14 protein-coding genes are annotated in these 12504 nt (G+C 32.7%); 1 reads left to right on the top strand and 13 read right to left on the bottom strand.

Annotation, left to right across the window (positions count from 1 at the left end):
• Positions 1–12: 12 nt before the first annotated feature.
• Positions 13–876 carry a 16S rRNA (cytidine(1402)-2'-O)-methyltransferase gene (gene rsmI / locus P9515_RS06570; RefSeq protein ID WP_011820669.1) on the bottom strand — a complete coding sequence of 288 codons (864 nt, stop codon included), beginning with the start codon at positions 874–876 and terminating at the stop codon, positions 13–15.
• A 3-nt stretch (positions 877–879) separates the two neighbouring features.
• Here rsmI and P9515_RS06565 point away from each other — a divergent pair, with 3 nt between their 5' ends.
• Entirely contained in the window at positions 880–1788 is a 909-nt protein-coding gene (locus P9515_RS06565) for a 3'(2'),5'-bisphosphate nucleotidase CysQ (protein WP_011820668.1), read from the top strand.
• Here the strand turns inward: P9515_RS06565 and P9515_RS06560 are convergent.
• The 12 genes from P9515_RS06560 to sppA form a co-directional block, all read right to left on the bottom strand.
• Entirely contained in the window at positions 1785–3950 is a 2166-nt protein-coding gene (locus P9515_RS06560) for a polyribonucleotide nucleotidyltransferase (RefSeq protein WP_011820667.1), read from the bottom strand. The genes P9515_RS06565 and P9515_RS06560 overlap by 4 nt on opposite strands.
• A 192-nt stretch (positions 3951–4142) precedes the next feature.
• Positions 4143–4445, bottom strand: coding sequence for a 30S ribosomal protein S14 (gene rpsN, locus P9515_RS06555; RefSeq protein WP_041710634.1), 303 nt, complete (start codon positions 4443–4445; stop codon positions 4143–4145).
• A gap of 64 nt (positions 4446–4509) precedes the next feature.
• Entirely contained in the window at positions 4510–5589 is a 1080-nt protein-coding gene (gene rseP / locus P9515_RS06550; protein WP_011820665.1) for an RIP metalloprotease RseP, read from the bottom strand.
• Between the two features lie 9 nt (positions 5590–5598).
• Positions 5599–6876 (bottom strand): serine--tRNA ligase, encoded by a 1278-nt coding sequence (gene serS, locus P9515_RS06545; protein WP_011820664.1) that lies wholly within the window; start codon positions 6874–6876, stop codon positions 5599–5601.
• Between the two features lie 126 nt (positions 6877–7002).
• Complete coding sequence (locus tag P9515_RS06540) at positions 7003–8469, bottom strand: AAA family ATPase (RefSeq protein WP_011820663.1); 1467 nt, start codon at positions 8467–8469, stop codon at positions 7003–7005.
• Positions 8470–8490: 21 nt separating this feature from the next.
• Positions 8491–9630, bottom strand: coding sequence for a membrane protein insertase YidC (gene yidC / locus P9515_RS06535; RefSeq protein WP_011820662.1), 1140 nt, complete (start codon positions 9628–9630; stop codon positions 8491–8493).
• A 72-nt stretch (positions 9631–9702) separates the two neighbouring features.
• Entirely contained in the window at positions 9703–10116 is a 414-nt protein-coding gene (locus P9515_RS06530; protein ID WP_011820661.1) for a PH domain-containing protein, read from the bottom strand.
• Entirely contained in the window at positions 10109–10498 is a 390-nt protein-coding gene (gene rnpA / locus P9515_RS06525) for a ribonuclease P protein component (RefSeq protein WP_011820660.1), read from the bottom strand. The genes P9515_RS06530 and rnpA overlap by 8 nt, the downstream gene beginning before the upstream one ends.
• Positions 10499–10512: 14 nt before the next feature.
• Complete coding sequence (gene rpmH / locus P9515_RS06520; protein WP_011820659.1) at positions 10513–10650, bottom strand: 50S ribosomal protein L34; 138 nt, start codon at positions 10648–10650, stop codon at positions 10513–10515.
• Between the two features lie 31 nt (positions 10651–10681).
• Positions 10682–11230: a DUF2808 domain-containing protein gene (locus P9515_RS06515; RefSeq protein WP_011820658.1), complete on the bottom strand. Its 549-nt coding sequence runs from the start codon at positions 11228–11230 to the stop codon at positions 10682–10684.
• A gap of 66 nt (positions 11231–11296) precedes the next feature.
• The gene (aroH, locus tag P9515_RS06510; protein WP_011820657.1) at positions 11297–11680 is read right to left on the bottom strand and encodes a chorismate mutase; all 384 of its coding nucleotides are present in this window, start codon (positions 11678–11680) and stop codon (positions 11297–11299) included.
• Between the two features lie 7 nt (positions 11681–11687).
• Positions 11688–12497 carry a signal peptide peptidase SppA gene (sppA, locus tag P9515_RS06505; RefSeq protein ID WP_011820656.1) on the bottom strand — a complete coding sequence of 270 codons (810 nt, stop codon included), beginning with the start codon at positions 12495–12497 and terminating at the stop codon, positions 11688–11690.
• Positions 12498–12504: the final 7 nt, after the last annotated feature.

Below are 12504 nucleotides of genomic sequence, written 5' to 3'. Positions count from 1 at the left end.
ATTCTTATGATATTAATATAAATTATAAATTATCTTTCGAGTAAGATTTTCTTTTTTTGCTAGGTATTTTGAAGCTGCTGGCAAACTTAGACCTGCATCAATTAATGCATAAAGTTCTTTTTTTATAAGTGATTCATCAAAGTTTAGTTTTTTTGTTTTATTAATGCCTTTTATAACAATGGTTATTTCCCCGACAATTGTTTTCCCTTCAAAAAACTCTAAAACCATATTGATATTTTTTCCTATATGCTCCTCAAATTTCTTCGTTAATTCTCTTGAAACTTGAATCTCTCTTTCACCTCCGCAGAACTCTTTTAATTCTCTCAAAAGTTTATTAAGTCTTTTAGGAGATTCAAATAATATTGTGGTCTTTTCATTATTACTAATTTCTAAGAGAATTTTTTTTCTATCACTTTGTTTTTTGGGTAGAAAACCTTCAAAGATGAATTTAGATGATGGCAATCCACTCGAAACAAGCGCGGCTATTGCTGCACATGGACCAGGTACACAAACAACATCTATTCCAAGGGACTTCGCTTTGCTAACTAAATCTTCTCCTGGATCACAAATACTTGGCATCCCAGCATCACTAACTACAGCGATAGATTTTCCTGCAATCAGATCACTTATTAAAGAAGGAATTTTTTTAAAAGAATTATCTTTATTAAAGCTAATAAGATGATTTTTGATTCCAAATTTACTCATTATCTTTTTTGTTTGCCTTGTATCTTCACAGGCAATTAAACAAACATTTTTTAGAATATCTATAGCTCTTAATGAGAGATCGTTTAAATTACCTATCGGTGTTCCAACTAAATATAAAACACCATTTTCTGGTTCTTGATTTCTGTGCGATAATGAGAATTTATTATTCATTAAGTGGTTAAATTACCAGAAGGTGTTGATATTAATAATCTTATCGATGATCTGAGAATTTTCAGCTGGGAGGCTGCAGATATTTTGCTTCAATATTCGCAAATTCTTAAGAAATCAGACTACAAGAAGAATATCCTTAAAAATGGAAACGAGAAAGATCCTGTAACAAAAGCTGATTTAGACGTAAATGATTTAATTCTTAAAAGAATGCAATCTAAATATCCAAGTATCGGTTGGAAATATTTAAGTGAAGAAAATGCAAAGGCTGATCCTAATAATTGCGATATCAATTCTGACTGGGTTTGGATACTTGATCCGCTAGATGGTACAAAAGACTTTCTACAAGGAACAGATAATTATGCAATGCACTTTGCCCTTAACTTTAAAAATAAACCTTTTCTGGGAGTTGTCCTAATTCCAGAAAGAGACGAATTATGGATATCAAATGGTGTGAATGTTTGGTGCGATAGAAGACAGCATATAAATCTAAAACTAAATTCATTTCCCAATAAAAGTCTTTGTGAGATGACTTTGGTAACAAGTAAAAATCATAGTAATCCAACCCTGATGAATTTAATTGATAAAATTTGCTTTAAGAATGTTGTAACTATGGGAAGCATTGGTTGCAAAATTGCTTCAATAATTAGAGGTGAAAGTGATATTTATATCTCTTTAAGCTTGCCAGACAAAAGTTCCCCAAAGGATTGGGATTTTGCCGCTCCAGAGGTCATTTTAAAAACAGCTGGTGGAGCTGTTACGAACTTAGAAAATGAGGAACTTTGTTATGAAAAAGCAAATTTTGATCAGGCAGGTATAATTATTGCCTCAAATAATAAAAATATGCACTCAAAAATTTGTTTTCAGATAAAAGAAATAATTAAAAAATATGATATTTACCCTTTTATAACTTAGTTAAGTGGAGCTACTGGAGTAGGAGTCGGTTCTGGGTAAGACATCCCGCCATTTTGTGCAACCCCTCTTAATGTAAGGTTAATTCTACCTCTGCTATCAATTTCTCTTACTCTGACAGTTACTTCATCTCCTTGCCTTACAACATCTTCAACTCTTTCAACTCTAGCCTCAGATAATTGCGAAATGTGAACCATGCCTTCTTTCCCAGGAAGAATTTCTACAAATGCTCCTATTGGAATAATTCTGGTTACTACTCCTGAGAAGATCTCTCCTTCATGGACTTTTCGTGTTAAGCCCTCTATTATTTTTTGAGCTTCTTCAGCAGCCGCTCCATCATGAGAAGCAATAGTTACAATTCCTCCATCTTCAATATCTATTTTGGTATTAGTCCTTTCAGTAATACCTTTGATAGTTCTACCTCCCGGTCCAATAACTGTTCCGATAAGCTCGGGATCAATCCTGAAACTTAAAAGTCTTGGAGCATGAGGTGATAATGATTCTTGAGGTTTATCAATTGCATCTTGCATTTTTTCTAAAATATGCAGTCTTGCTGGGCGAGCTTTTTTTATTGCATCGGAAATTATAGAAACTGGTAATCCTGTAATTTTCATATCCATTTGTAATGCAGTGATTCCTTTTTCAGTTCCAGCAACTTTGAAATCCATATCTCCAAGAAAATCTTCAATTCCCTGAATATCAGTAAGTATCCGAACTTCTTTACCTTCTTTAATTAAACCCATAGCAGTTCCACTTACGGGAGCTTTCAATGGAACACCAGCATCTAATAACGAAAGTGTACTGCCGCAAACAGATCCCATTGAGGTTGAACCATTAGAGCTTAATACTTCGCTAACTACTCTTAAAACATACGGGAATGTTTCCTTCCCTGGGAGTACTGGAATTATTGCTCTTTCTGCTAAAGCCCCATGGCCGATCTCTCTTCTCCCAGGGGTTCTCATAGGTCTCGTTTCTCCAACGGAGTAAGGTGGAAAATTGTAGTGATGTAAATAGGTTTTCTCAGTACTAGGATTTAAATCATCCATTTCTTGTGCGTCACTTGGAGTTCCAAGTGTAGTAGTTGATAAAACTTGAGTAAGACCTCTTTGGAATACGGCAGATCCATGAACTCTTTTAGGGAGTATTCCTGCTTTTGCCGATATCTTTCTAACTTCGTCAAGATCTCTTCCATCGACTCTTTTACCATCATTAATGATTTGAGACCTCATTAACTTTTTGGTTAGTTTTTTAAAATCAGAATGAATTAATTTTTCATTTTCTGAAGTTAGAACCTTTAATTGATTGTCATCTTTAAGGGAATCGATTTTGCTATGAACTTCAAGCTTTATTTTTTCTAATTCCAAATCTCTTTCTTCTTTAGATTGATCAAATTTCTTTAAAACTAAATCAATAGGTTTTGTGCAGTTTTTCTCTAAATATGCAGCTAAAGTATTATCTACTTCTGGTTCTGAAGGTTTAACTTGTTTAATACCTAAGTCCTTAAGAAGATTTTCTTGAGCTTTGATAAGTTCGGTTACTGCCTCGTATCCGAAATCTATTGCTTCGATCGTATCCTGCTCTGAAAGTTGATTTGCACCTGCTTCAATCATCACAATTCCTTCAGGGGACCCTGCGACAATAATATCAAGATCACCTTTCTCGATTTCTCTATAACTTGGATTTAAGATGAAATCATCTCCTAATAATCCAACTCTCACGGCAGCCATTGGTCCGTAAAATGGGATTTCTCCTAATAATGTTGCTAGAGATGCTCCAGTCACCGCTAATACATCAGCAGGTACTCTTTCATCAAGTGAAAGGCAAGAAGCAACTATTTGTATCTCATCTCTCATCCATATTGGAAAAAGGGGCCTCATTGGCCTATCTATTAATCTTGCTATTAAAGTGGCTCTTTCAGGAGGCCTGCCTTCTCTTCTCATGAAACCACCAGGAATTCTTCCTGCAGCATATAATTTCTCCTCGTAATCACATATTAGAGGGAGAAAGTCTGCAGCTTCTTTCTTATTTGTTTTTGTTGCAGTAACTAATAAAGATGTGTCACCACATTCAATCATTACGGCTCCATTTGCTTGAGGAGCATATAGTCCTGTAGTTAGTCGTATCTCTCGTCCGTCAAACGTGATCGACGTATTTTTTCCTTCCACTTTTTAAATTATAAATCTATACACAATTTATTCTTACATCTCGTAGGGACATATTGAGTAAATTATTTAGATAAGGTTTTAAAATAATTTTTTGATTACCCGTGGTAATAATCTTAATCAGTTGGTAATACTTGTTTTTAAGCAAAATTAAAAATTAAAAAAAATTTTTCAAAATTTATAAATTTTCTATAATCACCAGCTAGATTTTACAACACCCGGCAATTCTCCATTATGAGCTCTAAGCCTTAATTGGTTTCTGCATAACCCAAAATCTCTGTAAACACCTCTTGGTTTACCAGTCGCCCAACATCTATTCCTAATTCTTGTAGGAGCTGAGTTCCTTGGAAGCCCTTGTATTTTTCTATGTATTTCTAATCTTTCCATAGGATCTTTTGCAGCATTAAATTCATCTAATAACGATTTTCTCTTGACAGCATATTTTTTTACTAGTTTTTTACGTTTTACCTCTCTAGCAATCATTGATTTTTTTGCCATTAAATTTTTGATTAAATTTATTTATTTATTTATATTAACAGCTAAGCTAACAAAATTAAAAAAATTATTGATTTAGCAGTCTCTGTACTATTAGTAGTTGGCTGGTATCCCTTATTATTAATAATACGCTTAGTCCTACCAAAAGAAAAAAACTTGATTGAGTTACAGCCATTTGGATTTTAACTGGAACGGGTTTACCTCTTAATCCTTCAATAAGGGTAAAAACTAGCTGACCTCCATCAAGTAGTGGTAATGGAAGAGAATTCAAAACGGCTAAATTTATAGATATCAAGGCAGCAAATAATAATATTCCAGTACCACCTTGCTCAGATAATTGTGCTCCAATTTCCACAATTTTTACTGGGCCACTTAATTGTTGAGCTGTTGATGAGAAATTTGTAATTAATCCCTTATAACCTTGTATTGTTTTGATTAATAGTGAAGAAAACTCTTTGTTGGTATATTGAAAAAGTTCTTTGATATTTTTAGTTTTTTTTGTTTCTTTTTTAATGTTTGGCTGTAATTGCGCTCCAATTGTGCCTTTCCCTTCAATGCTTTGAGGAATCAAAATTAGGCTTTGATTAGAGTTTTCTCTCTCAATTTCAATTGATATTGATTCTTCTGATGAACTTTGAATTTTACTCACTAAAGTAGAAACAGCTTGATCGCCAATACCTAATACATTTCCATCAATTTTTAAAATTTTATCGCCAGGTTCTAAACCCGCTTTAAAAGCAGCTTTCTCTGGTTGAATTGCTAAAACTAAAATTCCTGGATCTGGCTCGTATGGAATTCCAATAGAAGTTACGTTTATTATTAGAATTGTATAAGCAAGAAGTAAGTTAGCAAACACTCCAGCAGATATAACTATTACTCTTTGAGTTATTGGCCTATTTTTTAAAAGATTTGGATCCTCTGGATCAATGTTATTGATTTCTTCGTCTGGAAAAGAAACAAATCCCCCAAGGGGAAAGGCTCTAAATGAGTAAGTAATGCCCTTATATTTTTTTTGTATTATTGAAGGCCCAAATCCGATAGAAAACCCATCAACGTATATCCCTTGGAATATTGCCGCAAGAAAATGACCCATTTCGTGAAAAAAAATGAGAAATCCTAATACTGTTATTGAGGTTAAAACATTCATTATTATATTTTAGTTAGTTTTTATTAAAGATGATCCAAAGTATGGAACAAGAACATCAGGAATTTTTACACTTCCATCAGGTCTCTGGCCATTCTCAAGAATTGCTGCCATTGTTCTTCCTATAGCTAAACCACTTCCATTTAGAGTGTGGATATATGAAGTTTTCTTATCAATTTTTGTTCTTATTGATGATCTACGAGCCTGAAAGTCTCGACAATTACTGCAACTAGATATTTCTCTGTAACATTTATTGCTAGGTAACCAAACCTCAAGATCAAAAGTTCTGCTAGAAGAAAAACCTAAATCTCCAGTGCAAATATCTACTAATCTGTATGGTAAATTTAGTTTTTTTAAAATACTCTCTGCGTCCGCAGTTATTTCTTTATGAGCCTCTAAAGATTTATTTGGATCACTAAACCAATATAATTCAACCTTATTAAATTGATGAAGTCTTATTAACCCTTTTGTATCCCTTCCATAACTACCAGCTTCTCTCCTAAAACAAGGACTATAAGCTACGTATTTTAAAGGCAAAAGTTTTGGATCAATAATCTCATTTTTATGAAAGGCAGTCAGAGGTACTTCTGCTGTTGGAGAGAGCCATAAGTCATCATTAGCACACTTAAAACTCTCATTTGAAAATTTAGGTAGTTGACCTGATCCTTGAAGACTTTCTGAATTAACTAACGCTGGAGGCATTAACTCTAAATAACCATTATTTGAATGAACATCTAGCATAAAATTAATTAAAGCTCTCTCCAGCCTTGCGCCATTGCCTGAAAGAGTAATAAAACGACTTTTTGCAATTTTTGTTGATTTTATGGAATCAAATAGCTTTAAATTTTCACCTATTTCCCAATGAGTTTTAAGATTATCTTTTTTTAGCGGATCTCCCCATTCTTTTATTTGAATATTATTACTTTCGTTTTCTCCAAATGGTGCATCTTTACTTGGGAAATTAGGTAGTTTTAATATTTCATCTCGGATTTGTTGATCTAGTATTCTTTTTTTTTCTTCAAATTCTGAAACTTTTATTCTGTATTTATTTCCTTGTTCTTTTAATTTATTGAGTTCTTGAGAATTAGCATTATTGGGATTTCTTATCTCTTGGCCAATTATTTTGCTTAATTTTTTACTCTCTGATTGTAGGCTTGATATTTTGATATCAATTTCCTTTCTTTCTACAGTAATCTTATGTATGGAATGAATATCATAAAATTTACCTCTTAAGGATAAATTATTTTCCACAAATGTTGGATTTTCTCTTATTAATTTTTGATCTAACACTCTTTTTTTAATCTTTTATTTCTTAATAAGATAGTTTATCTCAAATAATTATCAGAGCTTTTTGCTGAAAAATTAATTAAGTAAGGGATTACTAACTTTGTTTGTATTTTTCAAATTAAAAATAAATTATGAGGCAGAACGTGCTCTCCCTGTGGAAGACCATTGTTTCAAGAAATCAATTTGCTCTTTAGCTGTTCTTGATAGCGGGACTAACTCAGAAACAGCCTTAATTAAGTCTTTTTCCATTAATTCTCTTTTTTCATCAAATGAAAAGTGCATAGCTTCAATAACTGCTTGTTCAAGTTCCGCTCCAGAATAACCTTCTGTGCGATCAATTATTGTTGAAAGGGGAAAATTATAACTTGGTCTTCTTTTTTTTAAATGTAAATCAAGGATACTCAATCTCTCTTCAGAATTCGGTAAATCAAGAAAAAATATTTCATCAAATCTACCTTTCCTTAATAACTCTGCTGGGAGCTTATCAATTGCATTAGCGGTCGCAATAACGAATACGGCCGATTCTTTCTCGGCCATCCAAGTTAACAAACTAGCTAAAACTCTTTGACTCGTTCCTCCATCACTTCTCGCATCTCCCCCAAATCCCTTATCTATTTCATCAATCCAAAGAATGCAAGGTGACATGGCTTCTGCTCTTAAAATTGTTTCTCTTGTTCTTGCTTCACTTGATCCAACAAGACTTGAAAATAATCTTCCCACATCAAGTCTAAGAAGAGGCATTGACCAACTTTGAGAAATAGATTTGGCAGTTAATGATTTTCCTGTCCCTTGAGGTCCAACTAGTAAGACTCCTTTAGGAATTGGAAGTCCGTAGTCTCTGGCCTCTTTTGAAAAAGCTCTATATCTTTGTTTAAGCCAGACCTTTAATACTTTTAATCCTCCAACTTCATTTTGGGTTGAATTGCTTTCAAAAAACTCTAAAATTTCGCTTCGGGCAATAACTTGTTTTTTCTCTTCAAGAATGTCCTTAATATCATCTTTACTTATTTTTCCTCTTTGAGTAAGAGCTTTAGCAGTTACTTGCTTCAGTTTTGTTTCACTTAAACCACTTGATGCTATTGCAAGTTCGTTCAAGTCTTGTTCGCTTAAATCTGAATCTGTATTGAAAGCTATTTTTTTTATAAGATAGGTCAATTCATTGAGATCAGGTAAAGGTAAATTTATTATTGTAATTAAATCATCAAGCTCTTCTGATGAGGGTAATATATGAGAACTAAGTATTAAGTTGTTGCTCGTTTCTCGAAGTGAAAAAGATAATTCTTTTATTGTTCTACTGATAGATGGATCATCATAAAATTTATGAAAGTCTTTAACCAATAATATTGTTGGTAATTCAGAGGTTTGTTCTTTTATCCAATTAAGAGCTCCTAGCGGATTGTTTGAAAATTTACCATTTTCATTGAGTAAACCTTTGATTCCATTAACACAATCCCATGATACGAATCTCTTTATGTTTAATTTTTTAAAAGATTCATTGAGAATTTTATATAGTCTTTCTTCTTCTTTCGTTCTTATCCAAATTAAAGGAGTTCTTGATTTGATAAGTAATTCTAAATTTTTACTCCAAGAATCCATTATTTTTGATAAGAGATATGATTATTTTTTGTTGTTAGGTTCAAATGGTAATCTTTTATCTGAGACATTGGCAGTAGAAGGAATTACTTTATTTTTATTTATTAATTGTTCATCCAGAATTTTTTGTAAGTTTGATGGAAGAGCTTCTTTATTAAGAAGAAAAGTTTGAAAAGCTTGGAAAATGTTCGCTACAACCATATATAGCAATACACCTGCAGGTAAAGGGAAAAATAAGAACATTCCAGTAATCATTACTGGAGTAATTTTGTTTGCAGTAGATTGTTGAGCGTTTGAAGGCATCCCTTGACTAGATAAAACCTGTGATAGAAGCAAGGTTAATCCGAAAGCCCCAACTAATGTAGCTATATCCCAGTTTATTGAACCATCCACATAGAATCCAACCTGACCAAGAGCTTTTATAAACAAAAATCCACTTTTTGCAGCGAGGCCAGGAATTTTAGCTTCTATAGTTGCATCACCAGGTTTGATAGCCGTAACTAAACCATCTTGAGAAACCTTGATGTTTTCTGAACCTTTTGAAACTGTCCAAGTAGGAAGAAATTTTGAGCCATTATCATATTTTGAAAGGACTTCAGAATAACTATTACCATTAGTTGTCTGCAAGTTTATCTTTACTGACTCTTCAGAACCTAGTTTTGTGCCGTTAGGTAATGTCGCTACAACAGGGAAATGGGACTTTTCTGTTACAAATATAGAATGTCTTGGGGATTTATAGGGTTTTGGATCAATAGCTGCTATTTGTTCTTGGGGTAAAACTTTTAGATTTATATTATAAGGAACATCTGCAAATGGTGAACCTCTTAGTGTCGCGAATAAGGCAAATAAAACAGGCATTTGAACTATTAAAGGTAAACAACCTGCAAGAGGGCTACCAAATTCATTCATTAATTTACCAAGTTCTTCTTGTTGTTTTTTTGGATCACCTGAAAATTTTGATTTAATCTCCGCTTGCCTCTTTTGCATTACAGGTTGAGCTATTTTCATTCTTCTAGCGCTTCTTATAGATCCTGCGCTGAGAGGGAATAGCGCAATTCTAATTACAACAGTTAGTGCAACAATTGCTAATCCGTAACTTGGAACTAATCCATAGAAAAAATCTAGAATCGGGATTAGTAGTTTTTCTGAAATGAACCCGATCACAATACTAAGACAATTAAAATTTTATTTGAAACTTTATCTTACAGGATAAAAACACTTTTGTAATTAAAATTTTCAAGATTTCGTAGCAAATCCTTCAACCTCATTGAGATTCAATGTTTGTGATCTTTTTATCATATTTTCCTCAATAAACTTTTGTTTTTCTCTGAATAAAGGTAAAGATTTCATCTCAACCTTAGAACCATCGTTAAGTATTAGAACCATATCTCCATAGGATCCAAAACCTCTAGGGATAGATCTTATCTCTTCAATATTACTTAAAGATACTTGTGTTTTATTTTTCCCAAACCAGCCGCCATCAATAGTTATTCTTTTATTTGTGATTTTATATCTCAACCACAAGGCTCTAACTATCGCTGCAAAAGTAAAAGGAAGGCCAAGAAGGGTTAAACCAGCAAATAGATTTATTATTAAATCACTTTTGGCGGGACCACCTTCATAAAAGGATTCTTCATTTATGTTAATCATTTAAAAGACCTGACTTAAAAATTAGGTGTTGAAATTCTTGCAGTAGTTTGGATTCATAGTTGCAAGAGTCACTTGACTTAAGGTTAACAAGTAACCAATAAGGTTTGTGGTTCTTATCTTTTCTAAAGTTTTTTAAAAAGTAATCCTGCAATAGTCTCCTGATTTTGTTTCTTACAACTGCTTTTTTTGAAACTTTCTTACTTATAGCGATTGCAATTTTAAAATTATTTAAACTATTAAAATTTTTATGAGAAATAAGAATTTTTGGATTTGACCTCGCTATTTTAAAAGTCATTAATTTACCGTAATATTTTTCAGAGTTTTTATGAATGTAATCAAAAGTCCTATGACCTTTTAAACGCATAGCTTTGGGCAAGGCCATTATGGTTATTTTTATTAAACGGCTATTCTATCTCTCCCTCTTTTTCTTCTGCTCTTAATAACTCTTCTTCCAGTGTGAGAACGCATTCTTACTCTAAAGCCAGATACACGCTTTCTTTTTCTTGATGTTCCACCAAATGTTCTTTTAGTCATTATTTTTTTGTGCTCTTTAACAATTTATCATTTAATCGATCACTATAGTTGAGCTCCCTAAATAACTTGAAACGGTATCCTTCCCAAAATACTGCCCATAAGAATGAAATTGGTAAAGACCAGTCCTTTTGGGATTAAATACTTTAAATACTATTGCGTAACTGTCCTTATTACTAGGTATTGGATTGTACGGAAAAATATCTAGTGAAGTATTGTCTTCTTTAAGTTCGAAATCTGCTGGTATTTCAGTAATACATTTGGTACGAGTATCGTAGCCACCTATTTTTACTTTGCAAAGACTTATTTTTTCTTCTTTAATGGTTGATTTAAATCTTTTAGGTATTGTCATGGTTATTTTTAAAAGATCCGCTCTTCTATCAGTGGGTCTTAAAAAGAAAAATATTGTATTCCTTGCTCTACTTTCGCCATCTTTTTGAAGCCATTTTAATCTTCTATAACCTGAATCTTGATCCCATTGAAACTCCAATCCTGCATTAACTTTACTGTTATTCAAAAATGGAATTGAAATAAAGAATGGAGTGAGTAGTAAAAATTTAAAAATTTTGAATTTATTCTTCATTGTCTTTCGGGGGTAAAGGGTTGTTTTTTTATTGCTTAAAGTTTACATTAAAACTTTTTAAAAAGATTAACATCTATCTGTCCTCAAATTCGAAGCTCCTCGCAAGTAAGGATGTTTTATTGAGGAACCAGTCGGTAAAATGACTAATGCCATTAGCCTAATACAGAAATCAACATCATTAGGAAGATACATTTGTTGGCAATCTAAAAATGCAACTTTGTCAAAGCCAAAACGTTTCCTCGCAATAGAAGCTGGAAAACATGCATTTAAGTCTTTAGTTACAGTAAAAGTTATTGATAAAATCTTTTCTGTATCTAAACTATTTCTCAAAATTAATTCATCAATAAGCTCTACTACTGCGTTTTCAATCTCTTTTATCGAATTTCCACTTGAAGTTGTTGCTCCTCTGAGAGCAGTAATATTTTCACTGTCAAGATAATCCTTATTCATATTTAAATTAAGGTTTATATAACCAAAGAATTTTATTAGTTGAATTTACTTCAAAAAATATATTTTGAATAATTTTCTCAATAATTTTACTACCAGGGATAAGTCCTAGTATTTTCTTTTTTTTCTTACCAAAAGTTACAGGTTGTATTTTGGGATCGATTTTCACCATTTCTGCTGCAAGCTCTCTCGCGGTAAATTCATCACCAATTTCATCAACTAAACCAAGTTTTTTAGCTTGAGTTCCAGTAAAGATTCTTCCATCGGCAAATTTCTTTACATCTTCTACCGGTAAATCCCTTCCTTCTGCTACGGCCTCAGTAAATTGTTTGTAACTTTCATCTATTAATCCTTGTAAGATTTCTCTTCCTTCATCACTTAAAGGTTTATCTGGCGAAAGAATATCTTTATAGATACCACTTTTTACAGTTTCAAACTTGATACCTATTTTATTCAATAGTTCAGATAAATTATTTCCTCTTATTATTACACCAATTGAGCCCGTAATTGTACCTGGGTTAGCTACAATTTTGTTTGAAGCAACTCCGATGTAAACACCACCAGAAGCAGATATGTTTCCAAAACTAGCAACTACCTTACATCCTTTCTCTCTTAGACGTTTAATAGCAGAGTATATTTCTTGGCTATCTCCAACGGTACCTCCTGGAGAGTCAATTCTTAGAATTAATGCTGGAAATTCTCTATCTTCAATCTGTTTTAAAGCTTTGATGACAGAAACTCTGGTTGAACTTGTGATTGGCTCATCAATTACTATGCGAGCCATTCTTTTTTTTGACTTTCGTCTAAAAGGCCAAATCATGTTTTTA

Origin of the sequence: Prochlorococcus marinus str. MIT 9515 (genome assembly GCF_000015665.1) — a bacterium.
GTDB lineage: Bacteria > Cyanobacteriota > Cyanobacteriia > PCC-6307 > Cyanobiaceae > Prochlorococcus_A > Prochlorococcus_A marinus_P.
This window is presented reverse-complemented; position numbering and strand designations above follow the sequence as displayed.

Excerpts from the sequence above, each read along its gene's own strand:
- rsmI (WP_011820669.1), bottom strand. The coding sequence starts at position 876 with ATGAATAATAAATTCTCATTATCGCACAGAAATCAAGAACCAGAAAAT.
- rpsN (WP_041710634.1), bottom strand. The coding sequence starts at position 4,445 with ATGGCAAAAAAATCAATGATTGCTAGAGAGGTAAAACGTAAAAAACTA.
- rseP (WP_011820665.1), bottom strand. The coding sequence starts at position 5,589 with ATGAATGTTTTAACCTCAATAACAGTATTAGGATTTCTCATTTTTTTT.
- P9515_RS06540 (WP_011820663.1), bottom strand. The coding sequence starts at position 8,469 with ATGGATTCTTGGAGTAAAAATTTAGAATTACTTATCAAATCAAGAACT.
- P9515_RS06530 (WP_011820661.1), bottom strand. The coding sequence starts at position 10,116 with ATGATTAACATAAATGAAGAATCCTTTTATGAAGGTGGTCCCGCCAAA.
- rnpA (WP_011820660.1), bottom strand. The coding sequence starts at position 10,498 with ATGGCCTTGCCCAAAGCTATGCGTTTAAAAGGTCATAGGACTTTTGAT.
- rpmH (WP_011820659.1), bottom strand. The coding sequence starts at position 10,650 with ATGACTAAAAGAACATTTGGTGGAACATCAAGAAAAAGAAAGCGTGTA.
- P9515_RS06515 (WP_011820658.1), bottom strand. The coding sequence starts at position 11,230 with ATGAAGAATAAATTCAAAATTTTTAAATTTTTACTACTCACTCCATTC.
- aroH (WP_011820657.1), bottom strand. The coding sequence starts at position 11,680 with ATGAATAAGGATTATCTTGACAGTGAAAATATTACTGCTCTCAGAGGA.
- sppA (WP_011820656.1), bottom strand. The coding sequence starts at position 12,497 with ATGATTTGGCCTTTTAGACGAAAGTCAAAAAAAAGAATGGCTCGCATA.